Consider the following 26,273-nt stretch of genomic DNA (forward strand, 5'->3'; position numbering starts at 1 on the left):
GCAAATGGTCGTCGACCACGCCCTTTGCACCGGACATGCGCAAACGGATCGGTCGGTTCGCCTCGGTCAGGCCGGCCCATTCAAACGGTCGGTTCGTCCAGTCCATGTCTTTTTTCTCCCCAAGCGGACGGCGCGGAAGCGCGTTGGTGATGCAGAACAACCAATTTATGGGGTTTATGGCATGGCGAATTGCGGTTAATCAAGTTTCTGCCCGGCACAAAGAAAATATTGGGAGCGCACCTAAATGCCTGTTGTTGTGCGCCGCTGCTTTCCGTGCACGGACAGGGGCTTTATCGTCGCTTACAAAGTTGATCAACGAATTGCACTGAGCGGGAAAACCAAAATTGGAGATTCGCAATCACTACTGGTTCCAACAAAAACGTGTCGATTTTTCCGCGTTTTTTAAACATATCCGAACAACGTGTCGATCCGATCGACATATCCGGGCCACTTGATAACAGAAAATTAACTCGAACAAGAAACACTGGCCGGGCTCATTGATACCGGCTACAGCCATTTCTACGGTCCCGACATCGCCCTCGACGGCGACGCACCCGAACGGGCCAACTACACGCAGGTGGTGCTCGTAGAGAGTCTGCGCAATGCAATCAGCCGGCTGAACCCGGTGATCCCGATGGTCGCCCGCGACGATGCTTTGCAACAGGTTTTGAACCTGGACACGCCCTTGCTCCTGTCGGCCAACCGGCTGTTCCAGCGCTTGCTGGTCAATGGCGTGCCCGTCGAATACCAGTGCGACGGCGAGACCCGCGGCGACTTCGTTCGCCTGATCGATTTCGCCGACGTGGCGTCCAACGAGTGGCTGGCCATCAACCAGTTTTCGATCAAGGGGCCGAAGCATACCCGCCGTCCGGACATCATCTTGTTCATCAAGGGCCTTCCGCTGGTGCTACTGGAACTTAAAAACCCGGCCGACGAACACGTAGACATCTGGAAGGCGTACGACCAGATCGAGACGTACAAGGAGCAGATCCCAGACGTGTTCCAGATCATCGGGGCGGCATTGGTGTCGAATACGGTGGTCGATATTATTAGCGCTTCGGGTTTGGACAAGTCAAACATCGGCATTCTGGACGAGGATTTCCTCAACGAGGTGCGCAATCTGCCGGAGCGCAATCTTGCCGTCGAGTTGCCCGAGCGCCTGCTCGAGAACGAGATAAGAGCGCGGTTCGCGACCAACGTGGTGCAGAACAATAAGTTCAGCGAAATGCTCACCAATGTCATCAAGCGTTACCAGAATCGTTCCATCGAGACGGCGCAGGTGATGGAAGAGTTGATCGCGATGGCGAAGAAATTCAAGGAGGAGGCCGCGCGCGGTGCGAACGCAGGGCTAAACACCGACGAGCTCGCGTTCTATGATGCGCTCGCCGACAACGAGGAGTCCGTTCGGGAACTTGGCGACGAGACGCTCAAGAGGATCGCCCATGAGCTGGCCGAGAGCCTGCGCCAGAACGCCAGCGTTGATTGGGCTGTGCGCGAAAGTGTGCGGGCCAAGCTTCGCCTCATGGTCAAGCGGATCCTGCGCAAGTACAAGTATCCGCCAACCAAGCAGGATGCGGCGGTGGCCTTGGTGCTTGAGCAGGCCGAGAGCCTGAGCGCGCAATGGGCATAGGTTCTATGGCGGGGCAATTTAGTAGCGGAATCTACGTCGTGCCCGCGCGGGTGCAAACTCATGCGTTTGCCTCGCTGTGAGCATGCAGTTGCGCGACATCCAAAATCTTAGCCCTCACAATTCCCGAGCCTGAAGGTTCGAACAGCGCGTATAGGCAAGCTCAGCATGGGGAAAACGCATGCGTTTTCGCTTTCGCGAGGATGACGGTGGGTGATTTTTCGATGAGGAACAGGTTCGCGATTTCTGTCGCGTCAAAGCTACTCGTGGCCGCGCGCTGAGCGGGCCGCGGCCCGCTCAATCCGCCGCGGCCAGCTCAATGCGCCGCGGCCCGCTCAGCGCGCGGCCGGCTCGCTCCACCCACCCCCGAGCACCCGGTACAGCGTTACCTGGTTCTGCAGTTGCAGCAGCCTGGCCAGCACCGCCGCCTGTTGCGCGGCGAACAGCGAACGCTGGGCGTCGAGCAGGTCGAGGTAGCTCGCGACGCCGTTGCGGTAGCGCAGCTCCGCCAGCGCGAACCGCTCGGCCTCGGCCTCGGCCACGGCGCGTTGCGCGCGCAGCTGCTCGCCGAAGGTGGCCTGGCCCGCGAGCGCGTCCGACACCTCCCGGAACGCGGTCTGGATCGCGCGTTCGTACTGGGCCACGGCGATCTCGCGCCCGGCGCGCGCGCTGCCGAGGTTGGCCCGGTTGCGGCCGTGGTCGAAGATCGGCAGCAGCAGTTGCGGCGCCACCGTCCAGCCGTACGAGCCGCCGCTGAACAGCCCGCCCAACTCGCCGCTGGCGCTGCCCGCCGTGGCCGTGAGCGAGATGCGCGGGAAGAAGGCGGCGCGCGCGGCGCCGATGTTGGCGTTGGCGGCGAGCAGTTGCTGCTCGGCGGCGCGGATGTCCGGGCGCGCCGCCAACAGATCCGACGGCAGCCCAGCCGGCAGCGCCGCCAGCGTGGTCGCCGCCAGCGTCGCGGCCGGCGCGAGCGTGGCCGGCAGCGGCTGGCCCACGAGCAGCGTGAGCAGGTTGGCGTCCTGCGCGCGCTGGCGCTGCTGCTGCGCCAGCGTCACGCGCGCGCTTGCGACCAGCGACAGCGCCTGCTGCAAGTCGAGCTTGGAGACCACGCCGCTGTCGTATTTGAGTTGAATCAGCTTGAGCGACTCGGCGCGCGCGGCCATCGTCTTTTGCGTCAGGTCGATCAGTTCGTCGTCGGCCAGCAGGCTCAGATGCACGTTGGCGACCGCGGCGACCAGGCTGATCTGGGCGCTCTTGCGCGCCTCGGCGGTGGCCAAAAATTGCGCCAGCGCCGCCTCGCTCAGATTGCGCACGCGGCCGAAGAAGTCGAGCTCGAAGGCGCCCACGCCAAGGCCGGCGCTGTAGTTGCTGGCGATGGCGTCGTCGGCCCCGGTGGCGCGGTTGCCGTTGACGGCCAGCGCCACGCCCGGCAGCCGCTCGGCGCGCCGGATCTGGTACTGGGCGCGCGCCTGTTCGATGTTGAGCGCGGCCACGCGCAGGTCGCGGTTGCCGGCGAGCGCCAGTTCGATCAGTTGCCGCAGGCGCGCGTCGGGGAAGAAGCGCCGCCACGCGATGCCGGCGGCGGCCTCGCCGCCGATGCCGGCCGCCGCTTCGCCGTTGACGGCGGGCGCGTCCGGGAAGGCGGCCGCGACCGGCGCGGCCGGGCGCTGGTGGGCCGGCGCCAGCGAGACGCAGCCGCCCAGCGCCAGGGCCACGGTCAGCGCCAGCGGCGCCGCCGGCGGGAAAAATTGCTTACGCATCGTGTTGGCCCTTTGCTGGCGCGCCTTCTTCATGCGCGTGTTTTTTGCGCTGCCGTTCGCCGCCCTTGAACAGTGTGCGCACCACCACGAAGAACACGGGCACGAAGAACACGCCGAGCGCCGTCGCGGCGATCATGCCGCCCATCACGCCGGTGCCGATCGCGCGCTGGCTGGCCGCGCCGGCGCCGCCGGCGAGCACCAGCGGCAGCACGCCGAGGATGAAGGCGAGCGAGGTCATGAGGATGGGGCGGAAGCGCAGGTGGCAGGCCTCGATGGCCGCCTCGGCCAGCGTCCTGCCCTGCGCCTGCAACTCCTTGGCGAACTCGATGATCAGCACCGCGTTCTTGGCGCCCAGGCCGATGATGGTGATCAGGCCCACCTTGAAGTAGACGTCGTTCGGGTAGCCGCGCGACATCGCCGCGAGCAGGGCGCCGAGCACGCCGAGCGGCACCACCATCAGCACCGAGACCGGGATCGACCAGCTTTCGTACAGCGCCGCCAGCGCCAGGAACACGGCCAGCATGGCGAAGCCGAGCAGCACGAAGATGGTCGCGCCCGACAGTTTCTCCTCGCGCGACTGGCCCGTCCATTCGAAGGCGAAGCCCGGCGGCAGCTGGGCCGCGAGCCGCTCCATCTCGGCCAGCGCCTCGCCGGTGCTGCGGCCGGGCGCGGCGTCGCCCGACAGGCGCATGGTCGGGTAGCCGTTGTAGCGCACCGTCTGCATCGGGCCGGTGACCCAGCGCGTGCCCGCAAAGCTCGACAGCGGCACCTGCTGGCCGCGCGCGTTGACGGCCGTCAGGCGCAGCAGGTCGTCGGGCTGCATGCGCGCCGTCGCGTCGGCCTGCACCACCACGCGCTGCAGCCGGCCCTGGTTGGGGAAGTCGTTGATGTAGCTCGAGCCGAGCGAGGTCGAGATGGCCGCGTTGATGGCGTCGAAGCCGACGCCGAGCGCGCTGGCCTTGTCGCGGTCGATCTCGAGCAGCACCTGGGGCGCGTCCTCGAGTCCCTCGGGCCGCACGCCTGTGAGCACCGCGCTTTGCGAGGCCAGCCCGAGCAGCTGGCCGCGCGCCGCGAGCAGGGCGGCGCGCCCGTTGCCGCCGCGGTCCTGCAGGCGGAACGAAAAACCGGTGCCGCGCCCGAGCTCCGGGATCGGCGGCGGGCTCACCGCGAAGATGAAGGCGTCGCGGATGCCTGAAAGCTTGCCCGTGATGCGGTTGGCGACATCGGCCGCGCTTTGCCCGTCGCCGCCGCGCTCGTCCCAGTCATTGAGCGTGATGAAGGCCAGCGCGGCGTTCTGCCCGCTGCCCGAGAAACTGAAGCCCATCACCCCGACCATGCTCTTGACCTCGGGCTGCTTGAGGATGAACTCCTCGGCCGCGACGAGCGCGGTGCGGGTGCGCTCGAGCGTGGCGCCCGGCGGCAGCTGGAAGCTGGCGATGACGTAGCCCTGGTCCTCGTTGGGCAGGAACGACGACGGCATGCGCGCGAACAGCAGCGCCACCACGGCGATGACTGCGGCGAACACGATCATCGAGCGGCCCGTGTGGCGCAGCATGCGCGCCACCGCGCCCTCGTAGCCCTTGGCGGTGCGCGCGAAGCCGCGGTTGAAGCGTCCGAAGAAGACCTTTTTCTCCACGTTGTGGCCGGCCCGCACCGGCTTGAGCAGGTGCGCGCACAGCGCCGGCGTGAGCGACAGCGCCATGAAGGCCGAGAACAGGATCGACGACACCATCACGGCCGAGAACTGGCGGTAGATGTTGCCGACCGCGCCGGCGAAGAACGCGAGCGGCACGAACACCGACACCAGCACCACGGTCACGCCGATGATCGCGCCCGAGATCTGGCCCATCGCCTTGCGCGTGGCCTCGAGCGGCGCCAGGCCCTCCTCGCTCATGATGCGTTCGACGTTCTCGACGACGACGATGGCGTCGTCGACGACGATGCCGATCACCAGCACCATGCCGAACATGGTCAGCACGTTGATCGAGAAGCCGAGCGCGAGCAGGGTGGCGAGCGAGCCGAGCAGCGCGACCGGCACCACGATGGTTGGGATGATCGTGTAGCGCAAGTTTTGCAAAAACAAAAACATGACGAGGAACACCAGGATGACCGCCTCGACCAGCGTCACGACGACCTGCCTGATCGAGATCTCGATGAAGCGCGAGCTGTCGAACGGGATCGCCCATTTCATGCCGGCCGGGAAGTACGGGGCCAGCTCGCCCATGCGCGCGCGCACCAGCCTGGCCGTCTCGAGCGCGTTGCCCGACGGCGCGAGCTGGATCCCGATGCCGGTCGACGGCTTGCCGTTCAGGCGCGCCGAGGTGCCGTAGCTCTGGCCGCCGATCTCGATGCGGGCGACGTCGCGCAGGCGCACGCTCGATCCGTCCGGATTGGCGCGCAGCACGATGTCGCCGAACTGTTCGACCGTGCTCAGCTGCCCGGTCACGACCACGGTGGCGGTGACGGTCTGGCCCGCGATGTTGGGCAGGTCGCCGATGGTGCCCGAGGACACCTGCGCGTTCTGGGCGCGGATGGCGCCGGTGACGTCGGCCGGGGCCAGGTTGAAGCCGACCAGCTTGGCCGGGTCGATCCAGATGCGCATCGCCTTTTCGGTGCCGAACAGCTGCGCCTGGCCGACGCCGGGGATGCGCTGGAGCTCGGGCAGCACGGTGCGCGAGGCGTAGTCGCCGAGCGCGATCGGGTCCCATTTCGGGTCGTCCGACGAGACGATGGTGAACATCAGGAAGTTGGCGCGCGCCTTGTCGACGCGCACGCCCTGCTGCACCACCGCCTGCGGCAGGCGCGGGGTGGCGCGCCCGAGCCGGTTCTGCACGTCGACCTGGGCCAGGTTGTCGTCGGTGCCGCTCTCGAAGCTGAGCGTGATCGAGCCTTGGCCGTTGGCCTGGCTGACCGACTCCATGTAGATCAGGCCGGGCGAGCCGTTCATCTCGCGCTCGATGATGCTGATCACGCTGTCCTCGAGCGTCTGGGCCGACGCGCCCGGGTAGGCCACGCTGATGACGATCGACGGCGGTGCGACGGCCGGATACTGGGCGATCGGCAACTGGGTCATCGCGACCGCGCCCACCACCATGATGAACAGGGCGATCACCCACGCGAAGATCGGGCGGTCGATGAAGAAACGGGCCATGGGGCGTCCTGACGATTATTTGGTGGCGGTGGCGGTGGCGGGGGCGGGGGCGGGCGCGTCGCCTGCGGCCGCGGCCGGCGTCCATGGCACCGGCTTGACGGGCGCGCCCGGCATCATCATTTTCTGGAAGCCGTCGACGACCACGCTTTCGCCCTCCTTGAGGCCCTCGAGCACGATCCAGCTGGTGCCGTGCTGGGCGCCGATGGTGACCGGACGCGGCGCCGGCTTGCCGCCGGGGCCGACCACGATCACGCTGTCGCCGGAGCTGCCGCGCGTGACCGCCTGTTGCGGCACCAGCATCGCCCGCTGCGGCGCCGATTGCGCCACGCGCACCCGCACGTATTGGCCGGGCAGCAGGCTGTTGCCGGGGTTGGGCACCTGCGCGCGCAGCGTGATCTGGCCGGTGGTCGGATCGACGTTGACGTCGGAGAACAGCAATGTGCCCCGCTGCGGCAGCGGCGTGCCGTCGTCTTGCAATATGGTCACGGGGACCCCGCCCGCAGCGGCGGCGGCGTCGCCGGCGCCCTTGCGCAGGCGCTGCAACTGGCTCGCCGACTGTGTGAAATTGACGTAGACGATGTCGGTTTGCTGGACCAGCGCGAGCTGGGTCGCCTCGGCCGCGCTGACCAGCGCGCCCTCGGTCACGAGCGCGCGGCCGATGCGCCCTTTGATCGGCGCGGCCACGTTGGCGTAGCCCACGTTGATTCTTGCGATCTGGAGCTGCGCGTTGGCGGCGGCGACGTCGGCGGCGGCCTGCTGCTGGGCGGTGAGCACGTTCGCGTATTCCTGCTTGCTCACGGCGTTGGCTTCGGCCAGGGGCCGGTAGCGTTCGGCCTGGCCCCTGGCCTGGGCCAGGTTGGCCTCGGCCTTGCCGAGCGCGGCGCGCGCGCTGTTAAGCGCGGCCTGGTAGGGCGCGGGGTCGATCAGGAACAGCACCTGCCCTGCCTTGACCTCGCTGCCCTCGGTGAACAATCGTTTGAGCACGACCCCGTTGACGCGCGCCCGCACCTGGGCCACGCGCACCGGCTCTACCCGTCCCGGCAACTCGGTCTGCAAGGTCACCGGCGCGAAGCCGGTGGTGATCACGCCAACCTCGGGCGGCGGACCGTTGCCCCCGCCCGGACCGCCGCCCGCGCCGTTCGCGTCCGGTTTGGGACCGCAGGCGGTGAGCAGGGCCAGCGCGCTCAGGACGCCGATGGCTAGCCGGATCAACGGGGTGGGGTGGGGCGGGGATTGGCGCATCGCTTGGTCGTCCTAGTTTTGAAGGGGCAGTGGCGGCGCCTGTATTGATGGGACGCATTCATTTTTAAACCGGAAAGTACTAACACGTACTTGTCGTCAACGTGCGGGCCAGAAAACCGAAACCCATATCGCCCCCCGCATGCGGGCGATATGGGTTTCGGGTGTCGGCATCCGGGTTGGCGTCTTCGTGCCGGCACGGTTTTTAGCGCGCCGGAACGGTCAGCGCATCGCGGCGACGATTTGCCTGAGCTTGCCCGAATCGGCGCAGAACGCGCGGATGCCCTCGCCCAGTTTCTCGGACGCCATCGCGTCGTCGTTGAGCATGAAGCGGAAGGTTTTTTCGTCGAGCGAGACCTTCTCGCCGGGCGCGCTGGCATTGGCCGCGTCGAGCTTGCGCGGCACGGGCGCATCGGAGTCGGCGAGCGCCTGCAGCAAGTCGGGGCTGATCGTGAGCAGGTCGCAGCCGGCCAGTTCGAGGATCTGCGAGGTGTTGCGGAAACTCGCCCCCATCACCTCCGTCCGGTACCCGTAGGCGCGGTAGTAATTGAAGATCCGCTTGACCGACTGCACCCCCGGGTCGTCCGCGCCGGCGTACTCGATTCCGGTCGATTTTTTGTACCAGTCGTAGATGCGGCCGACGAACGGCGAGATCAGTTGCGCGCCCGCCTCGGCGCAGGCGATCGCCTGCGACAGCGAGAACAGCAAGGTCATGTTGCAGCGGATGCCCTCGCGCTCGAGGATCTCGGCGGCGCGGATGCCCTCCCAGGTCGCGGCGATCTTGATGAGCACGCGCTCGCGTTCGATGCCTGCCTGCGCGTACAGGGCGGTCAGCTCGCGCCCCTTGGCCACCGTGGCCGCGGTGTCGAACGACAGGCCGGCGTCGACTTCGGTCGAGACGCGCCCCGGAATGAGCTTGAGGATTTCGACGCCGAACGCGATCAGCACGCGGTCGATGAGTTGTTCGGTCGAGTGGCCCGGAAAATCGCGCACGGCCCGCTCGAGCAGCGGCTTGTACTCGGCCTTTTGCACGGCCTTGAAGATGAGCGAGGGATTGGTGGTGGCGTCACGCGGCGCGTACGCCTTGATCGACTGGAAGTCGCCGGTGTCGGCGACGACGGTGGTCAGTTGCTTGAGCTGTTCGAGTTGATTCATGGCACTGCCTGATGTAAGTGGAAACATTAACGATTGTACCCCGCTTGGACATCGGCGTCGGCATCCGCGATTTGCGCGCGCCTGGGGCGCGGCCGCCCACGGCGCGTTGCGGGGCAACGCGGGAATCCGAAAACGCTTGACCTTCCAAGCGTGGCAAGCCGGATAAAGGCAACAGCAGCCGCTTCGGCTCAGCAAAACCACCCCGACCCCTGTCGCAAAAGGCCAAATGATGAAAGTTAACCACGTTGTACGTTCCACCGCGGCGTTGAGCGCCGCGCTCGCGATCGCCGGCTGCGAGCCGCCGCCGCCCGCCGCCCCCGCGCAGCCCCCCGGCGTTCCGGTGGCCGAGGTGCTTGTCCGCCCGGTGACGCCGTTTGTCGAGTTCACCGGCGCGCTGGCGGCGGTCAAGCGGGTCGAACTGCGCCCGCGGGTGGCCGGCTACATCGAGGACGTGAGCGTGCCCGAGGGCCGCTTCGTCGAGAAGGGGCAGGTTCTCTTCCGCATCGATCCACGGGTGTTCCAGGCGGCGCTGAGCGGCGCCGCGGCGCGCTTGCGCGAGGCCGAGGCGGGTCGTCGCTGGCCCGGGCCGAGCATGCGCGGGCCGAACAACTGTTCGCCCAGAAGATCGTCGCCCGTGACCGCCTAGACACCGCGACGGCCGCGCTGAGCGCGCGCGAGGCGCAGGTCGAGGCCGCGAAGGCGGCGGTCGACGCCGCGCAACTGGATCTCGGTTTCACGCGCGTCACGGCGCCCATCAGCGGACGCGTCGGCCAGACTCTCGTCACCGAGGGCAACTACGTCGCCGGCGGCCTGACGCCCCTGACGACGATCGTCTCGATCAATCCGCTCCATGTCTATTTCGATGTCGACGAACGCACCTATCTGCGATCGCTCGCGGCGGGCCGGGCCGACGCCGCCCCGCGCGCGGCGCAGTCTGCCAAGGTCACGCTGGCGCTGCTCACCGACAAGACGTATTCGCGCCCGGGCCGCGTCGACTTCCTCTCGCACAGCGCCGACCGCGCGACCGGCACGGTGCGTCTGCGCGCCGTGTTCGACAACCCCGACGGGCTGTTGACGCCCGGTCTTTTCGCCAAGGTCAGGCTCGAGACCGGGGCGCCGCAAGCGAAGGTGCTGGTCTCCGACCAATCGATCGGCACCGACCAGGGCAGCCGCTACGTGCTCGTCGTCGGCAAGGACAACAAGACGCAATACCGGCCGGTCGAACTCGGCCCGGTGGCCGACGGTTTGCGCGTGATCGAGCAGGGCCTGCGGCCGGGCGAGCGCCTCGTCGTCAAGGGGCTGGTGCGCCCGGGCATGCGGATCTCGCCGCAGCCGGCCGCGATCGACGGTACGCCGCTGGTGCCACTGCTGCCACTGGTCGCGGGGAGGGCGAAATGAACTTCCCCCGCTTCTTCATCGACCGCCCGATCTTCGCGATCGTCCTCTCGATTCTGATCGTGATCGCCGGCATCGCCGCCTTTTTCCAATTGCCGCTCAGCGAGTATCCGGCGGTGACGCCGCCGACCGTGCAGGTGAGCGCCTCCTACCCGGGCGCCAATCCCAAGGTGATCGCCGAAACGGTGGCGGCGCCGCTCGAGCAGGCGATCACCGGGGTCGAGGGCATGCAGTACATGTCGTCGCAGTCGGCGACCGATGGCCGGATGGTCCTGACCGTCACCTTCGCGCAGGGGACGAATGCCGACATGGCGCAGATCCAGGTGCAAAACCGGGTCGCGCGCGCGCTGCCGCGTTTGCCCGAAGAGGTGCGGCGCCAGGGCGTCGTCACGCAGAAGACCTCGCCGGACATCCTGATGGTGGTCCACCTGCTCTCGCCCGACAAACGCTACGACCCCCTCTACATCTCGAACTACGCGCATCTGCAGGTGCGCGACGAGCTCTCGCGCATCCCGGGCGTCAGCGACGTCCTGGTCTGGGGCGCCGGCGAATACAGCATGCGGCTCTGGCTCGATCCGGACCTGGTCGCCGCGCGCGGGCTCACGGCCGGCGACGTGATCGCCGCCGTGCGCGAGCAAAACGTGCAGGTGGCGGCCGGCTCGGTGGGCCAGGCGCCCAATTCCAGCGCCGCGTTCCAGGTGACGGTCAACACGCTCGGGCGCCTGACCGACGAGAAGCAGTTCGGCGAGATCATCGTCCGCACGGGCGCCGACGGCCAGGTGACGCGCCTGCGCGATGTCGCGCGCATAGAGATGGGGGCCGACGCCTACGCGCTGCGCAGCCTGCTCGACGGCGAGCCCGCCGTCGCGCTGCAAATCATCCAGAGTCCGGGCGCCAACGCACTCGACGTCGCGCAGGCGGTGCGGAGCACCATGGCGCGGCTTGAGGGAGGCTTCCCGGCCGGGCTCAGCGCCCGCATCGCTTATGACCCGACACTCTTCGTGCGTGCCTCGCTCGAGTCGGTGGCAACCACCCTGCTCGAGGCGATCATTCTCGTCGTCATCGTGGTGGTGCTGTTCCTGCGCAACTGGCGCGCCTCGCTCATCCCCCTTTTGGCGGTGCCGGTGTCGCTGATCGGCACCTTCGCCGTCATGCATTTGATGGGGTTCTCGCTCAACACCTTGTCCTTGTTCGGCCTGGTGCTGTCGATCGGCATCGTCGTCGACGACGCGATCGTCGTCGTCGAAAACGTGGAACGGCACATCGAAAACGGCGAGCAACCCGCGCAGGCGGCCAGGCGCGCCATGGACGAGGTCACCGGTCCGATGATCGCGATCACGTCGGTGCTCGCCGCCGTTTTCATCCCGACCGCCTTCCTGAGCGGTCTGCAGGGTGAGTTCTACCGCCAGTTCGCGCTCACGATCGCCATCTCGACGATCCTGTCGGCCGTCAATTCGCTCACGCTCAGCCCGGCGCTCGCCGGCATGTTGCTGCGGCCGCGAATGGATGCGGTGGCGCGCGACCCGCGCAGCCTGCGCGGGCGCGCCGAGCGCCTGTTCGGGGTGCTTGGCCGGCCGTTCCGGCGCGCGCCCGACGCCTACGGCAACACGGTGCGCAAGGTGGTGGGCGTCAGCGGCGTGGCGCTCATGGTGTACGGTGGGCTGGTCGCGCTGACCTTCCTCGGGTTCAAGGCCGTCCCGCCGGGCTTCGTGCCGATGCAGGACAAATACTACCTGGTCGGCATCGCCCAGCTGCCCAACGCGGCATCGCTCGAGCGCACCGACGCCGTCGCCAGGCAGATGTCGAAGATCGCGCTGGCCGAACCCGGCGTCGAAAGCGTCGTCGCGTTCCCCGGGCTGTCGATCAACGGCTTCGTCAACGTGCCGAACGCGGCGATCATGTTCGTCATGCTCGACCCGTTCAAGGACCGCGCCACGCCCGATCTGAGCGCGACCGCCATCGCCGGGCGCCTGCAGGCGAAATTCGCCAGCATCCCCGACGGCTTCCTCGGGGTGTTCCCGCCGCCGCCGGTGCCCGGCCTTGGCGCGACCGGCGGCTTCAAGATGCTGGTCGAGGACCGCGGCGGGGCCGGGCTCGATGCCCTGGTCCGGCAGACCCAGGTCCTGATGACGAAGGCGGGCGAGTCGGGCCAGGTGGCCGCTCTGATGACCAGCCTCGACGTCAACGCGCCGCAGCTCGACGTCGCCATCGACCGCACCCAGGTCAAGGCCCAGGGGGTGCGCCTGGCCGATGTGTTCGAGTCGCTCCAGGTCTATCTGGGCTCCCTGTACGTCAACGACTTCAACCGCTTCGGGCGCACCTACAAGGTGACGGCCCAAGCCGACGCCGGGAACCGCATGCAGGCCGAGGCCATCGGCCGCCTGCAGGTGCGCAACGCGGCCGGGGACATGCTGCCCTTGTCCTCGTTCGTCACCGTCACGCCCGGTTCCGGCCCCGACCGCGTGATCCGCTACAACGGCTACCCCGCGGCCGACATTTCCGGGGGCGCGCTGCCGGGCGTCAGTTCGGGGCAGGCGGTTGCGGCCATGGAGCGCCTGGCGAAGCAGGTCCTGCCTGAAGGCATGAGCATCGAATGGACCGACCTCACCTACCAGCAAAAGCTGGCCGGCGATTCGGCGCTGTTCATCTTCCCGCTGTGCGTGCTGCTCGCCTATCTCATTCTCGCGGCGCAATACAACAGCTGGCTGCTGCCCCTGGCGGTGCTGCTGATCGTGCCGATGTGCCTGCTAAGCGCGATCACCGGCGTCTGGCTGGTGGGCGGCGACAACAACGTCTTCGTCCAGATCGGGCTCATCGTGCTCGTCGGCCTGGCGGCCAAGAACGCGATCCTCATCGTCGAGTTCGCGCGCAGCCGCGAAGCCGAGGGAGCAAGCGCGCTCGACGCGGTCATCGAGGCGTGCCGGTTGCGGCTGCGGCCCATCCTGATGACGTCCCTCGCCTTCATCGCCGGCGTCGTTCCGCTGGTGCTGGCCACCGGCGACGGGGCCGAGATGCGCCAAGCCATGGGGATCGCGGTGTTCGCGGGCATGCTCGGCGTGACGCTGTTCGGCTTGTTCCTGACGCCGGTTTTTTATGTGGTGATGCGCGGCCTGTCGGCCCGCTTTGAGCGTCGCGCGGCAAGCGCGAAGCCGCGCATGGAGGAGTGCACGTCATGAAGATTACCTATCAAGCAGTTTGGTTCCCCCTCGGTGCGCTGATCCTGGCCGGCTGCGCCGCGGTGGGCCCCGACTACGCGCCGTCTTCGCTGGCTTCGTCGCGGCTTCCGGCGAGCTTCGGCGCGCCGCCCGCCGGGCTGGTCGCGGGGGCCGTCGAGCTGGCGTGGTGGCGCGCCTTCGACGATCCGGCGCTGACCGCCTTGATCGAGCGCTCGCTCGCGGCCAACCATGACATCGGCATCGCCGCCATGCGGCTCGAACAGGCAAAGGCCATGCTCGGCGAGAGCCGCCAGGGCTTCCTGCCGCGCGGCGGCGCCGCGCTCGGCCATGAAAACCGCCGCCGCGGCGAGGTCGAGACGCCGCCCGGCCAGCCGCGCCGGATCGAAACCTATCGCGGCGCGCTCGACGCCTCCTGGGAGATCGACCTCTTCGGCCGGGTGCGGCGGTCGGTGGAGGCCGCCCGGGCGCAGGCGGGCTCGCGCGAGGCGCTGCTGCGCGCCGCGCAGGCCGGCGTCGTCGCCGCGGTGGCCGCCACCTGGTTCGAACTGCGCGGCGTCGAGGCCGAACTCGCCGTCGCCGCCGACATCAGCCGGAGCCAGCGCGACAGCCTGGACCTGGTCGAACGCCTCGTGCGCGCCGGTTCCGCCAGCGAGTTCGACCGGCTGCGCGCCGAGGCCTTGTTGCGCCATGTCGAGGTGGCCGTGCCCGGGCTGGAGTCGCGCCGCGCAGCCTCCGCCAACGCGCTGGCCATCCTGCTTGGCGAAACGCCCCAGACGTTCAAGCCACCGGCTGGCGCACCGGCGCGTGAGGCGCTGACGGTTCGAACCATCGGCGTGGGCGACCCCGCCGGCCTCCTTGCACGGCGCGCCGATGTTGCCGCGGCCGAAAGGGCGCTCGCCGCTGCGAGCGCACGGATCGGGGTCGAGACGGCGGGGCTCTACCCCGAGATCCAGGTGCACGGTTCGATCGGGGTTGTCGCGGGAAGCCTCGATGCGATGAGCGGCGCCGGCGTGATGTCGAGCCTCCTCGGCCCGGTCATCCGCTGGTCCCTGTTCGATGCCGGGCGCGTGCGCGCGCGGATCGCCGCCAGCGAGGCGGGTGCCAAAGAGGCGTTGATCGCCTACGACCAGACCGTGTTGCGCGCGCTGCGCGAAACCGACGATGCCTTCAAAGCCTATGGCGCCGCCGGCAGCACGCTTGGACTGCGCCTGCTTGAGGCGGCGGCAAGTCGCGAAGCGGCCCGTCTTGCCCGCGTGCGTTTCGCGGCCGGCGAAGGCATCTATCTGGATGTGCTCGAAGCCGAACGGTCGGACTTTGCCAGCCGGAGCGCGCTGGCGGTGGCCCGCACCCGTCAGCGGCTTGCCGTTGTCGGCATCCATAAGGCGCTCGGCGGCGGCTGGGAGGTCTGCGCGCAGCCGGGACGGGGCTGCGGCGGCGCCGCCGGCATTTCGAGCCTACACGGCGGGAAATAAGTCAATAATAGGCTTGACCTTCCAATCGTGGGAAGGTTTAAGCTTGCTTTCACAAACACATACAAGGGGTATTTCAATGGCTTCCATTGTCCAACAAGGCGCCAATCCACCGATGGCCTCGGTCACCCGACTGAGCCTGGCGGTCGAAGGCATGACGTGCGCGTCGTGTGTCGGCCGTGTCGAGCGCGCGCTCAAAGCGGTCCCCGGCGTGCAGACGGCCGCGGTCAACCTCGCCACCGAGCGCGCCGACATCACCTTCGCCGGCTTGGCCGATCCGCAGGCCGCCGTCCGCGCCATCGAGGGTGCCGGCTACACCGTTCGCGAACAGACCACCGAGCTCGCGATCGCGGACATGACCTGCGCGTCGTGCGTGGGACGGGTTGAGAAGGCGCTCGCAAAAATCCCGGGCGTGCTCGAAGCGACCGTCAATCTGGCGACCGAGCGCGCGCGGGTGCGCCACCTCGCCGGGGTCGTCTCGACGGAAGACCTTGAAGCGGCGGTCGAACGGGCCGGCTACAAGTCGCGCCGCTTGTCCGACGGGACGGCGGGCGCCGGCGACCAGGACGCCGAGCGTCGCGAGGGCGAGGCGCTGGCGCTGCGGCGCGATCTGCTCATTGCCGCCATCCTCACCTTGCCGGTCTTCGTCCTCGAGATGGGGTCCCACCTCATTCCCGCCATGCACCATTGGGTGATGGGCGTCCTTGGAGAGCAAACCAGCTGGTATATCCAGTTCGCGCTCGCCACCCTTGTGCTGTTCGGTCCGGGACTGCGCTTCTTCCGCAAGGGCGTGCCGGCGCTGCTGCGCGGCGCCCCCGACATGAATTCGCTGGTCTCGCTCGGCACGGCGGCCGCCTACGGGTACTCGCTGGCCGCGACCTTCGTGCCCGGGGTGCTTCCAGCGGGCACCGCCAATGTCTATTTCGAGGCCGCCGTCGTCATCGTGACCCTGATCCTGCTCGGGCGCACACTCGAGGCGCGCGCCAAGGGGCGGACCTCGCAGGCCATCAAGCGGCTGGTCGGGCTCCAGGCCAAGACCGCGCGCGTCTCGCGCAACGGCGAGACGGTCGAGATCGCGCTCGACCAGGTCGCCACCGGCGACGTCGTGCTGGTCCGGCCGGGCGAGAAGATCGCGCTCGACGGCGAGGTCGTCGAGGGCGCCTCGTATGTCGACGAGAGCATGATCAGCGGCGAGCCGGTGCCGGTGGCGAAGGGGGTGGGCGCCGAAGTGGTCGGCGGCACCATCAACAAGACCGGCGCTTTCAGTTTCCGCGTCACCAAGATCGGCGCGAACACGGTGCTCGCGCAGATCATCCGCCTGGTCGAACAGGCGCAGGGTGCCAAGCTGCCGATCCAGGCGCTGGTCGACAAGGTGACCATGTGGTTCGTCCCGGCGGTGATGGCGGCGGCCGCGCTGACCTTCCTGGTCTGGCTGTTGTTCGGTCCGGACCCGGCGCTGACCTTCGCGCTCGTCAACGCGGTCGCGGTTCTGATCATCGCCTGCCCGTGCGCCATGGGGCTGGCCACGCCGACCTCGATCATGGTCGGCACCGGCCGCGCGGCCGAGCTCGGCATCCTGTTCCGCAAGGGCGAAGCCCTGCAGGCGCTGCGCGATGTGGGCGTCATCGCGCTCGACAAGACCGGCACCCTGACCAAGGGGCGCCCCGAGCTGACCGACCTCGTCACCGCCGAGGGCTTCGAATACGACGAGGTGCTGGCGCTGGTCGCCGCGGTCGAGACCCGCTCCGAGCATCCGATCGCCGAGGCGATCGTCGCCGCCGCGAGGCTGCGCGGCATCACGCCCGCGCCCATCGAGGGCTTCGAGGCGACACCGGGTTTTGGCGTGTCGGCCAAGGCCGCCGGCCGCACCGTCGCCGTCGGCGCGGACCGCTTCATGACGCGGCTCGGCCTCGATGTGTCGCCCTTCCTGCCGGCCGCGCAGCGCCTCGGCGAGCAGGGCAAGAGTCCCCTCTACGCGGCGATCGACGGCCGCCTGGCGGCGGTGATCGCGGTCGCCGATCCGATCAAGGAGACCACGCCGGCGGCGATCGCGGCGCTGCACGCGCTCGGACTGAGGGTGGCGATGATCACCGGCGACAACGCGGCCACGGCCGCGGCGATCGCCCGGCAGCTCGGCATCGACGAGGTCGCGGCCGAGGTCTTGCCGGACGGGAAGGTCGCGGCGCTCAAGCGGTTCCGGATCGATGGCGCGCGGGTCGCCTTCGTCGGCGACGGCATCAACGACGCGCCGGCGCTGGCCGAGGCGGACGTCGGGCTCGCCATCGGCACCGGCACCGACGTGGCGATCGAGGCGGCCGACGTGGTGCTGATGTCGGGCGACCTGCGCGGCGTGCCGAACGCGATCGCGATCAGCAAGGCGACGATCCGCAACATCAAGCAGAACCTGTTCTGGGCCTTCGCCTACAACGCCGTGCTGATCCCGGTCGCGGCGGGCGCGCTCTACCCGGTCAACGGCATGTTGCTGTCGCCTATCTTCGCCGCGGCCGCGATGGCGCTCTCGAGCGTCTTCGTGCTCGGCAACGCGCTCCGGCTCAAGCGCTTCCGGGCGCCGATGGCGGTCGGGGCCGGCGCCGGGACGCCTGCGGACTTGGCGCGGGCCGCGATCTGAATGCAGCATGGTTTTCGGGCGGTATTTGATTAATTCCACCAGAAGGAGAGCATGATGAATATCGGTCAAGCGTCCAGTTTTTCCGGCGTCTCGGCGAAGATGATTCGCTACTACGAGCAGATCGGCTTGATCCCGCGCGCGATGCGTTCCGACGCCGGCTACCGGAATTACAGCGCGCCGGACGCGCATAGACTTCGCTTCATCCGCCGTGCGCGCGACCTTGGTTTTTCCGTCGAACAGATAGCGGAACTGCTGGTTTTGTGGCGCGACCGTGAGCGCGCCAGCGCCCACGTCAAGGAGATGGCGCTTTCCCATGTCGCCGGACTGAAGGCGAAGATCGCCGAACTGCAAGCGATGGCGCACATGCTCGAACACCTGGCCGACCACTGCCACGGCAATGACCGCCCCGATTGCCCGATCCTTGCCGATTTGGCCGAGCCGGCCGGGGCGGAACAAGGACCACAGGCGCGACACAAGTCGCCCCGGTTCGGGGTCGACACACCGGCCTCGTCGCGCCATCGCGCCGCCATGGTGGCGCCTTCGTGAGCTCGTGAGCGCCGGCGAACACGCGCCGGCCCCGCTTGATCCCGGCATTGAAGGCGAAGGAGAAATTTCGCCGAAAAGTGTTTGACCTTGCCACGCTGTCAAACCGCATAGTGGTCGGACCAACCAACCAGGAGATCAAGATGCATCGTTTCTACATTCCAAACATGACCTGCGGCGGCTGCGCCAAGTCCGTCACCAGGGCGCTGCTGGGCACCGACCCGCAGGCGCGCATCGAAGCCTACCCCCAGGCGCAGGAGGTGCGGGTCGACAGCGCCTTGGACGAGGGCGCTTTCCTCGCGGCGCTCGCCGCGGCCGGGTACCCGGGCCTGCAGCGCCCCAACAATGACCGACTGACAGGGGAGTGAGGCCCATGCGCATCAAGCATATTATTGCGGTCGGCGTGGCCATGATCGGCGCCTCGGCACCGCCCGCATTCGCGGCCGAGCGGATCCTCCAAGGCGTCTTTGCCCTTCCCGGCACGACCGAGAAGGTCACCGCCGAGCTCGTTGTCCGGAAGGCCGGGCCGCTCACGCGCGAGTTGCTGATCGCTTTCACCGACAAGGCGACGGGCCGGCCGATCACGCGCTTCGACGAGGAATTGACGCAGCAACTCCACGTGCTCGCGACCGACAGCGCTTTCTCGAGCTTTGTGCACGAGCACGCGGGCGGGCTGCGGCCGGACGGGCGCTTCAGGGTCACGCTGCGCTTTCCAAAGCCCGGAACCTACCATGTCTACGCCGACGCGGTGCCGAAGGGCCTGGGCCAGCAGGTCATCCGCTTCGAGGTGCCGGTGGACGTCGCAACGGGGCAGGCGGCGCCGCCGCAAGCGCCCGCCGCCGAGGCAAGGGGATCGGACGGCCCCTACACGGTCGAGTTGGACGCCTCGGCGCTGCGGGCCGGGACCGAAGGCATGATGGCGTTGACGTTCCTCAAGGACGGCAAGCCGGCGGCCGACCTTGGGCTCTATCTTGGCGTGCCGGCCCACGCGGTGTTCGTGAGCACCGACGATCTCGGCTATGTTCACGCGCACGCGATGGCGGCGCACGCGCCGAAAGGTGGCCACACCGCGCACGGGTCGCACGCCGATCCAAGGGCCGCCATCGAGGCCAAACTGATGCTCCACGTGACGCCCCCCCGTGCGGGCCGGTACGCGCTATGGATCCAGTTCAAGGGCGGGCGCCGGGTGCGCACCGTGCCATTCGCCGTCACTGTTCCGGCAGCGCCGTAACTGCCGACGTTCCACGTTGACAGCCCCGCCCGAGAGCGCGGCACTGTCCGACCCCGGGCGCGGGGCGCCGCGCCCGGCCGACAGGAAACTTCAAGCAGTTTAAACAGGAGGGAGCCAACATGAACCACCATACCCACGCACCGCACGATAGCGCGCTCAAGCCCCGGCCGGCGGGCCGCGGCGAGGGGCAAGGATTGGGAATCGAAGATGTCACTGCATACGCCGGTGTCTCGGAAAGACTGGTGCGCCATTGCGAGGCGCGCGGCCTGATTCCGGGTGCGGGAGAAGGCGACGCTTGCCGGCGGCGCTACACGCACGAGGATGTCCACGTACTGCGTTTTGCCCGGCGCGCGCATGTGCTGGGCTTCGGCATGAAGGAGGTCGCGAGGATGCTTTTCCTGTGGCAAAACATGCGTCGCATGAGCCCGGAGATGAAGGGCATTGTCTTGTCTCAACGCAAAGAACTGGAATCACGCAACGAGGAGCTTCAGGCAATGGCGCACCTCCTGGAGCGCCTTGCGAACGCGTTTGCAGTTGTGCATCAGCCTGCATGCCCCATCCTGGAAGAGTTGCTGGCGCTTAGGGCGGGTAATGCGGTTTCAGAAAAACCGTAGCGTGAATCGGGATGGGGAAAGCGGCGCGGCGAAGCCCGTCAGCCGATGAACGAATCGAATTGCATGTCGAACTCCTGCAGCGCCTTTTGCGCGTTCTGCATCTTCTTGCGGAAGTCCGGGCCGCGCTGCAGGGCCAGTCCGACGGCGAGCACATCGATCACGACTAGGTAGGCCAGGCGCGCCGAGATCGGCGTGTACGGGTCGGTGTTGAAGACCAGGTCGATCGGAATGAGCACCGTGGCCAGTTCGGCCAGCGGCGTGCCGGACGGGGCCAGCACGATCACGTCGGCGCCGCCGCGGCGCGCCAGCTTGACCGAGCGCACCAGCGCCGGGCTGTTGCCGCGCTGCGAGATGGCCACCAGCGCGTCGCCCGCGTGCAGCAGGGCGGCGGCGATGCTGTGGATGTTCGGGTCGGCGTAGGCGACCGTGGGCACGCCCGAGCGGAAGAACTTGTGCTGGGCGTCGGCGGCGACGATGCCCGAGGTGCCCTGGCCGTAGAACTCGATCTTGTTGGCGCGCGAGAGGATGTCGAGCGCGCGCTGGACCGCCTCGGGGTTGAGGTTGTTGCGCAGGTCGAGCAGGGTGTTGATCGAGCGGCTGCAGATCTTGTTGACGAGGTCGGCGGCGAGGTCGTCCTGCGCCGGCTGCTCGTTGGCGCCCGGCAGGGCCAGCGCGAGGCCCTGCGCGAGCTTGAGTTTGAACTCGTGCCAGCCGTCGTAGCCGAGGGTGCGGCAAAAGCGCACCACGGTCGGCTCCGACACCTGCGCGGCCTTGGCCAGCGCGGTGATGTTCTGGCTCACGGTGGCGCCGGGATGCTCAAGCACCGCCAGCGCGACCTTTTTCTCGGACTTCGAAAGCGAGTCGAGCTGGGTGCGGATCGAGTCTAATAACACTTGGTCATCCGGTTAAGGTGTAGCAGGGGGTGTAGCAGGGGTTGCGCGGTGCACCGCACCACGCCTGCGGAACGGTCTTGCCATGCATGGCAAGACTCCTTTTCCCTCCCAACCCAGTCCTCCGGGAGGGTGTGGCAGGAGTCTCGCCTGCGCAAGCTAAAGCCCCTTCGGGGAGCGGTGTAGCAGGGGTTTCGCGGTGCACCGCACCGCGCCTGCGGAACGGCATAGCCATGCAGGGCCATGCTCCTTGCACTTCCAAATTAGTCTTCAGGAAGTGCTTCTTCGCGCCATTGCAAGCCGTCGCGCCCGATCAGGGCGCTGGCCGCGGCCGGTCCCCAGGTGCCGGCCGTGTACGGGGTCGGCACGCTGTCTTCCTTCTCCCAGTGGTCGAGGATCGGCTCGACCCATTCCCACGCCGCCTCGAGCTCGTCGCCGCGCATGAACAGGGTCAGCTGGCCGCGCAGCACGTCGAGCAACAGGCGCTCGTAGGCGTCCATGCGCGGCGACTTGAACGATTCGCGGAAGTCGAGCTCGAGCTCGGCCTGCTTGAGGCGCATGCTGTCGCCGGGCGTCTTGGCCATCAGGTTCAGGCTCAGGCCCTCGTCGGGCTGGAGCCGGATCACCAGGCTGTTGGGCTGGAAGCTGCTGGTCGGCTGGTTGAAGATCGAATGCGGGATCGGCTTGAAGCGCACCACGATCTCGGCCAGGCCGTCGGCCATGCGTTTGCCGGTGCGCAGGTAGAACGGCACGCCGGCCCAGCGCCAGGTGTCGATCTCGGCCTTGATGGCGACGAAGGTCTCGGTGCGCGAGTGTTCGGGCGCGTCGGGCTCGTCGCGGTAGCTCGGCACCTGCTTGCCGTCGACGTGGCCGGCGCGGTACTGGCCGCGCACGATGTTCTGCGACAGCGTGGTCGGGGTGAAGCGCTTGAGCGAGCGCAGCACCTGGAGTTTCTCGTCGCGCACGGCGTCGGAGTTGATCGAGGTCGGCGGCTCCATGGCGACGATGCACAGCAGCTGCAGCAGGTGGTTCTGCAACATGTCGCGCAGCGCGCCCGAGTTGTCGTAGTAACCCATGCGGTTGCCGACGCCGAGCTTTTCGGCGATCGTGATCTGGACGTCGGAGATCCACTCGCGGCGCCACAGCGGCTCGAACAGGATGTTGCCAAAGCGCAGGGCCAGCAGGTTCTGCACGGTCTCCTTGCCGAGGTAGTGGTCGATCCGGTAGATCTGCGATTCGGCGAACACCTTGCCGACCTCGGCGTTGATCTGCTTGGCGCTGGCGAGGTCGCGGCCGAGCGGTTTCTCGAGCACCACGCGCGAGTTCGGCGTGGCCAGGCCGGCCTCCTTGAGGTTGTCGCAGATCTGCGCGAACAGGTGCGGCGGAGTGGCCAGGTAGTACACGCGCGTGAGCGCCGGATCGGGCCGCATGACGTCGACCAGGGTGCCGTAGGTCTTGGCGTCGGTGGCGTTGAGCGAGACGTAGACGATGCGCGCGATGAACTTGGCCCAGTGCGCCTCGGCCACCGACTTCACGTGCGGCTTCGAGGTGCTTTCGACGGTTTGCAGGAATTCCTCCTGCGACCATTCGTGGCGGCCCACGCAGATGATGCGCGAGCCCGGCGGCAGGTCCTTGGCGACGTCGCGCGCGTACATCGCGGGGAGCAGTTTGCGCATGGAGAGGTCCCCGCTGCCGCCAAACAAGACCAGGTCAAAATCGGTAAGAGCCATAATATGTGATCGCAAAGAGTGAGAGGGTGCCGGAGCCGGTGCAGCGTGCGCTGCGCATATGTAAATTTACTACACGAATATGCGCATTGCAAGAAATTTTACTACGTAACGCCCCCTTGGCTTCAATTGCCCCGGTATGGTGCCACATTCCGCGCTTGGGCGGCGGGAGACCGGGGTTCGAACGGCATTAGCAGGCTTCGCGCGTCCATGGGCAAGCTGAAACAGATGATTACAAACGATGTGTTTTGCACACCGCAAAGCGCGTATATTACCCGCACGAAACGATGTGAAACAACCCACATCATTTTATCCGGCATAACAATCTCGAAAAATCTTTCCCAAGGACTCACCATGAAACTGGCCGTACTGATCGCCCTCTTGTTTGCCAACTCAGCCTACGCGAACGGCTTCGACGACCTCAAGGCCGCGCTCGCGAAGATGCAAGGCCAGTCGACCTTGCGCGGCACCTACGAACTGAAGGAAAAAAAGACCGACAACGACAAGAAGACCGGGCCCGAGACGGTGAGCGCGTCGATGTACGTCGAGGACAGCCCCGAGGGTTTGCAGATGCGCTGGGACCGCGCCTTGCTCAAGCGCGCGGCCGACGAAAGCAAGGGCGGGGTGTCGATCACGAAGGTGCTGCCGCTCAATGTCCTGATCCGTTCGGTGAGCGCCACCCGGATGGCCGGCACCGTCAACTACGCGCCGGCGTTCCTGCAGACGCTGGCGATGGCGCAGCTCAAATCGGAGCGCGTCGAGGCCTGGCAGGGCAAGCCGGCGCGGCTGATTGAACTGGTGATCAACGAGCCGGACGCCGAGGACGCCAAGTTGAGCGTCAAGGAAAACGCGCGCCTGGCCCGGGTGTGGATCGGCACCGACGGCGCCCCGCTGGCGGCGAGCATGACGCGCAAGTTCAAGGCCAAGGCGCTCGTGTTCATGACGATCGAGGGGAGCAACAAGGAAGACTATGTGTTCTCGGTCATGGGGAACCGGCTGGTGGTGCTCAAGCGCGAGGAAATCGGCACGAACAAGGGGCCGGGCAGCGACATCGACTTCCACAACGTGTCGACCTTCACGCCCAAGGCTTGAAACCGTCACGTTAAGCTGGGCGAGGTCGGGCATGTCACTGTCCTGGGCGCGGCAACGCCCGCAAGGTGCCACCGTTTCCGTTCTGGGTGTAAAGGCGGCTGGCCGTTTCAAAGACCCCGGGATTCGGCGCAGCATTGGCCGGCGGGGCTTGTAGATCGGCGCCGTTCAATACGATGTTGTTCAAGCCAAACAGTTCGAAATGTTCCGCTATCGGGGTCAGACCCCGATAGTGGAACGTTTTTGGAGTCGATCGCAGGCCGGCACCGGCCGTTTTTATGCAGGGGGGCTTGCGGCGCGCTGCCGCGCAAGCGGGGGGGGGCGATACGCCGGTTGGCGCTGGGCAGCCGGGACAGGGACGCTTTTGCGGCGCCTCCGCCCGATTCCATTCCCGCCATAAGCCAGGCTTAATGAAGCTGCCCCACTATGGTTATGCTTCGCGCTGCATGTTCCAACGGCCGGGCGCGCGCCGGGGAGGCGGCGCCCTATTGCGCCCATGGTAAATTGTCGGCCATCGAATTCGACCAAGCACTTAAATCAAAGGTAAAGCATGCGCTTCTTAAAACGGATAATGGTCGTTGCCTCCCTGAGCCTGCTGGCGGGGAGCGCCGCGGCCTCGCCGACGGCCCCGCGCAGCGGGGCCGAATACACCACGCTGGCCAAGCCGCAAGCGACCGATTCCGGCAAAAAGGTCGAGGTCATCGAGTTCTTCGGCTATTTTTGCCACCACTGCTATGCGATCGATCCGGCGCTCAACAAATGGGTGGCCGCGCAGGGCGACAAGATCGCTTTCAAGCGGGTGCATGTCCTGTTCGACCCGCGCATGGCCTCGATGCAGCGCGCGTATGTCACGCTCGACATGATGAAGAATGCCGAGGCCGTGCATGGCAAGATATTCGAAGGCATGCACAAGTTTAAATTGCGCCTCGATAAGCCGGACTTGATGACGCTGTTTTTGACCAAGGTCGGCATCGACCAGAAAAAGTATCTCGACATGTACAAGTCGTTTTCGGTGCAGACGCGCATGCGCCGCAACGAGCAGCTGTTGAACGCCTATGCCATCGAGAGCGTGCCGCAGATCGTGGTCGACGGCCGCTATGTGACCTCGCCCGACCATCTGCGCAAGAGCCTCGGCGGCAAGCCCGGCACCGAGGAGCTGCACGCGGCGACCATGCAGGTGCTCGATGCGCTCGTGGCCAAGGCGGCCAAGGCGCGCGCCGGCGCCAAATAGGCCGCGCCAAATATGCCGGCGCCAAATAAGCCGGCGCCAATTGAAAGCGCGGGCCGCGGCCTCGGCCCGCGTCGTTCGTCAGGCGCCTATTGCTTGACGAAGTTGTGGCACATCACCGAGACCGGCGGCGGACCGGCCTTGATCACGAACGCGACATCGAGCGCGCCCGCCTTGAAGTTCACGGTGACGATCCTGGCCGTTGGCAGACTCTGGTCCGAGGTCGCCGCGTACGAGGTGCCGCTGGCGCTCACCTGGTAGGCGTCCGGGCTGACACCGCTGTAATGGGCCGACACCGTGGTGTTGTCGTAGGTCATCGTGAAGACGCCGTTTGTTTCAAGCGTGACCCGGCAGTTGCCGTTGCCGGTGAGCGTGCCGCCGACCCAGACCCCGGTCGGTGGCATGTTGACCGGCGGCGTGTCAGGGACCGGTTCGGTGCCCGTGCCAGGCGCCGGCGCCGGCGGCACCACGGGCGCGCCCGACCACGCCACGCCAAAGTTGTTGGCGCTCAAAAAGCTCAGCAGGTTGGCGTTGTTGGCGCCCAGCGCCTGCGTCGCGGCCAGCCAGGCGCTGCCGAAGGTGGCGCCGACGTAGGGCAGGTTGCTCAGCGAATCGGCGCCCTGTTTTCCGTCGAGCACGCCGTCGGCCATGTCCCTGGTCATGGCCTCGAGCATCGCCAGCGCGGGCGCGCCGATGCTGGCGTTTTGCGTCAGCGCCAGTTTGGCCAGCGCCGCCAGGCGCAGGGCGTATTGGCCCGCGGGCGTGTTCTGGAGCGCGGCCACATCGGCGGCGCTGCCGGCGAGGGACGGCGCCGTCGAAATGTCGGGCACGCTGAAGGCGGCCGCGATGGCGCCGTTGGCGGCGGCGATGTTGGCCGCCGTCAGGCCGCCCGTCAGCGCGTTCGCGCGCGCCACGGCCATGGTGGTGAACGCGGTGACGGCGACATTGCTGTTGGCCGCCGAGGCCACCACGGCGGTGCGCAGAATGCGATCCGGGCCGAACGGCAGGTAGGTGTTGGTCGCCTCGTCGTAATAGGTCGCGTTGGCGCCGCCGAGCACCTCGACCAGCAGCGGTCCCGAACTTTGCGGCACGTTGGCGAACGTCACCGTGCCGGTGCTGCCGGTGTTGAGCGTCCCGATCACGGTCCCGTTGGCCAGTTTCAACTGCACCACGGCGTTCAGGACCTTGCCCAGCGACGGCGTGAAGGTCATCGAAAAGGCCGGCGGCGGAGGCGGTGCCGGCAGTGCCGGCGGCGCCGCCGCGGGCGCCCCGGCGTCGCCTCCGCCGCAGCCGGCAAGGCTTGCGCCGAGTACGACGGCGAGCAACAGCGTCGCTTGCGAGGTTTTTTTA

General features: G+C 67.4%; 18 protein-coding genes and 1 pseudogene. 12 read left to right on the plus strand and 7 right to left on the minus strand.

Annotated features, from left to right (window positions below):
- Positions 1 to 496: 496 nt before the first annotated feature.
- Positions 497 to 1,630, plus strand: coding sequence for a DUF3387 domain-containing protein (locus C7C56_RS25695; RefSeq protein ID WP_370660249.1), 1,134 nt, complete (start codon positions 497 to 499; stop codon positions 1,628 to 1,630).
- A 332-nt stretch (positions 1,631 to 1,962) separates the two neighbouring features.
- On the opposite strand, the gene C7C56_RS25700 is transcribed toward C7C56_RS25695, so the two are convergent.
- The 4 genes from C7C56_RS25700 to tal all read right to left on the minus strand — a co-directional run bounded on the left by C7C56_RS25700 (position 1,963) and on the right by tal (position 8,932).
- The gene (locus C7C56_RS25700) at positions 1,963 to 3,387 is read right to left on the minus strand and encodes an efflux transporter outer membrane subunit (protein WP_106760228.1); all 1,425 of its coding nucleotides are present in this window, start codon (positions 3,385 to 3,387) and stop codon (positions 1,963 to 1,965) included.
- Positions 3,380 to 6,538: an efflux RND transporter permease subunit gene (locus tag C7C56_RS25705; RefSeq protein WP_106760191.1), complete on the minus strand. Its 3,159-nt coding sequence runs from the start codon at positions 6,536 to 6,538 to the stop codon at positions 3,380 to 3,382. Before C7C56_RS25705 ends, C7C56_RS25700 begins: the two co-directional genes overlap by 8 nt.
- Before the next feature lie 15 nt (positions 6,539 to 6,553).
- The gene (locus tag C7C56_RS25710; RefSeq protein WP_106760192.1) at positions 6,554 to 7,780 is read right to left on the minus strand and encodes an efflux RND transporter periplasmic adaptor subunit; all 1,227 of its coding nucleotides are present in this window, start codon (positions 7,778 to 7,780) and stop codon (positions 6,554 to 6,556) included.
- 219 nt (positions 7,781 to 7,999) lie between these two features.
- Entirely contained in the window at positions 8,000 to 8,932 is a 933-nt protein-coding gene (tal, locus tag C7C56_RS25715) for a transaldolase (protein WP_106760193.1), read from the minus strand.
- A 226-nt stretch (positions 8,933 to 9,158) separates the two neighbouring features.
- On the opposite strand from tal, the gene C7C56_RS30565 reads away from it, so the two are divergent.
- From C7C56_RS30565 to C7C56_RS25755, 9 genes and pseudogenes are all read left to right on the plus strand, one after another.
- A complete protein-coding gene (locus tag C7C56_RS30565) occupies positions 9,159 to 9,578 on the plus strand; it encodes a biotin/lipoyl-binding protein (RefSeq protein ID WP_307719081.1) in 420 nt (139 codons plus the stop codon).
- Positions 9,509 to 10,330, plus strand: a complete 822-nt coding sequence (locus C7C56_RS25720) for an efflux RND transporter periplasmic adaptor subunit (RefSeq protein WP_502506598.1) — start codon at positions 9,509 to 9,511, stop codon at positions 10,328 to 10,330. Before C7C56_RS30565 ends, C7C56_RS25720 begins: the two co-directional genes overlap by 70 nt.
- On the plus strand, positions 10,327 to 13,503 hold the full coding sequence (locus C7C56_RS25725) for an efflux RND transporter permease subunit (RefSeq protein ID WP_106760194.1): 3,177 nt from the start codon (positions 10,327 to 10,329) through the stop codon (positions 13,501 to 13,503). The genes C7C56_RS25720 and C7C56_RS25725 overlap by 4 nt, the downstream gene beginning before the upstream one ends.
- Complete coding sequence (locus tag C7C56_RS25730) at positions 13,500 to 14,975, plus strand: efflux transporter outer membrane subunit (RefSeq protein WP_106760195.1); 1,476 nt, start codon at positions 13,500 to 13,502, stop codon at positions 14,973 to 14,975. Before C7C56_RS25725 ends, C7C56_RS25730 begins: the two co-directional genes overlap by 4 nt.
- Positions 14,976 to 15,051: 76 nt before the next feature.
- Complete coding sequence (locus tag C7C56_RS25735; protein WP_106760196.1) at positions 15,052 to 17,601, plus strand: heavy metal translocating P-type ATPase; 2,550 nt, start codon at positions 15,052 to 15,054, stop codon at positions 17,599 to 17,601.
- A gap of 54 nt (positions 17,602 to 17,655) precedes the next feature.
- Positions 17,656 to 18,036, plus strand: a pseudogene (gene cueR, locus C7C56_RS25740) (Cu(I)-responsive transcriptional regulator); the annotation flags it as partial.
- A 251-nt stretch (positions 18,037 to 18,287) separates the two neighbouring features.
- Positions 18,288 to 18,512 carry a heavy-metal-associated domain-containing protein gene (locus tag C7C56_RS25745; RefSeq protein WP_106760230.1) on the plus strand — a complete coding sequence of 75 codons (225 nt, stop codon included), beginning with the start codon at positions 18,288 to 18,290 and terminating at the stop codon, positions 18,510 to 18,512.
- A 5-nt stretch (positions 18,513 to 18,517) separates the two neighbouring features.
- On the plus strand, positions 18,518 to 19,375 hold the full coding sequence (locus C7C56_RS25750; protein WP_106760197.1) for a DUF8832 domain-containing protein: 858 nt from the start codon (positions 18,518 to 18,520) through the stop codon (positions 19,373 to 19,375).
- Between the two features lie 119 nt (positions 19,376 to 19,494).
- Positions 19,495 to 19,989: a MerR family DNA-binding protein gene (locus tag C7C56_RS25755; RefSeq protein WP_106760198.1), complete on the plus strand. Its 495-nt coding sequence runs from the start codon at positions 19,495 to 19,497 to the stop codon at positions 19,987 to 19,989.
- Between the two features lie 38 nt (positions 19,990 to 20,027).
- On the opposite strand, the gene C7C56_RS25760 is transcribed toward C7C56_RS25755, so the two are convergent.
- Positions 20,028 to 20,882, minus strand: a complete 855-nt coding sequence (locus C7C56_RS25760) for an SIS domain-containing protein (protein ID WP_106760199.1) — start codon at positions 20,880 to 20,882, stop codon at positions 20,028 to 20,030.
- A 260-nt stretch (positions 20,883 to 21,142) separates the two neighbouring features.
- Positions 21,143 to 22,609 (minus strand): glucose-6-phosphate dehydrogenase, encoded by a 1,467-nt coding sequence (gene zwf, locus C7C56_RS25765; RefSeq protein ID WP_106760200.1) that lies wholly within the window; start codon positions 22,607 to 22,609, stop codon positions 21,143 to 21,145.
- Positions 22,610 to 22,960: 351 nt separating this feature from the next.
- On the opposite strand from zwf, the gene C7C56_RS25770 reads away from it, so the two are divergent.
- Complete coding sequence (locus tag C7C56_RS25770) at positions 22,961 to 23,698, plus strand: hypothetical protein (protein ID WP_106760201.1); 738 nt, start codon at positions 22,961 to 22,963, stop codon at positions 23,696 to 23,698.
- Between the two features lie 568 nt (positions 23,699 to 24,266).
- Entirely contained in the window at positions 24,267 to 24,926 is a 660-nt protein-coding gene (locus tag C7C56_RS25775; protein ID WP_229459003.1) for a thiol:disulfide interchange protein DsbA/DsbL, read from the plus strand.
- A gap of 86 nt (positions 24,927 to 25,012) precedes the next feature.
- On the opposite strand, the gene C7C56_RS25780 is transcribed toward C7C56_RS25775, so the two are convergent.
- Positions 25,013 to 26,248, minus strand: a complete 1,236-nt coding sequence (locus C7C56_RS25780; RefSeq protein ID WP_106760203.1) for a hypothetical protein — start codon at positions 26,246 to 26,248, stop codon at positions 25,013 to 25,015.
- Positions 26,249 to 26,273 lie beyond the last annotated feature (25 nt).

Origin of the sequence: Massilia glaciei (assembly GCF_003011895.2) — a bacterium.
GTDB classification, from domain to species: Bacteria; Pseudomonadota; Gammaproteobacteria; order Burkholderiales; family Burkholderiaceae_D; genus Telluria_A; species Telluria_A glaciei.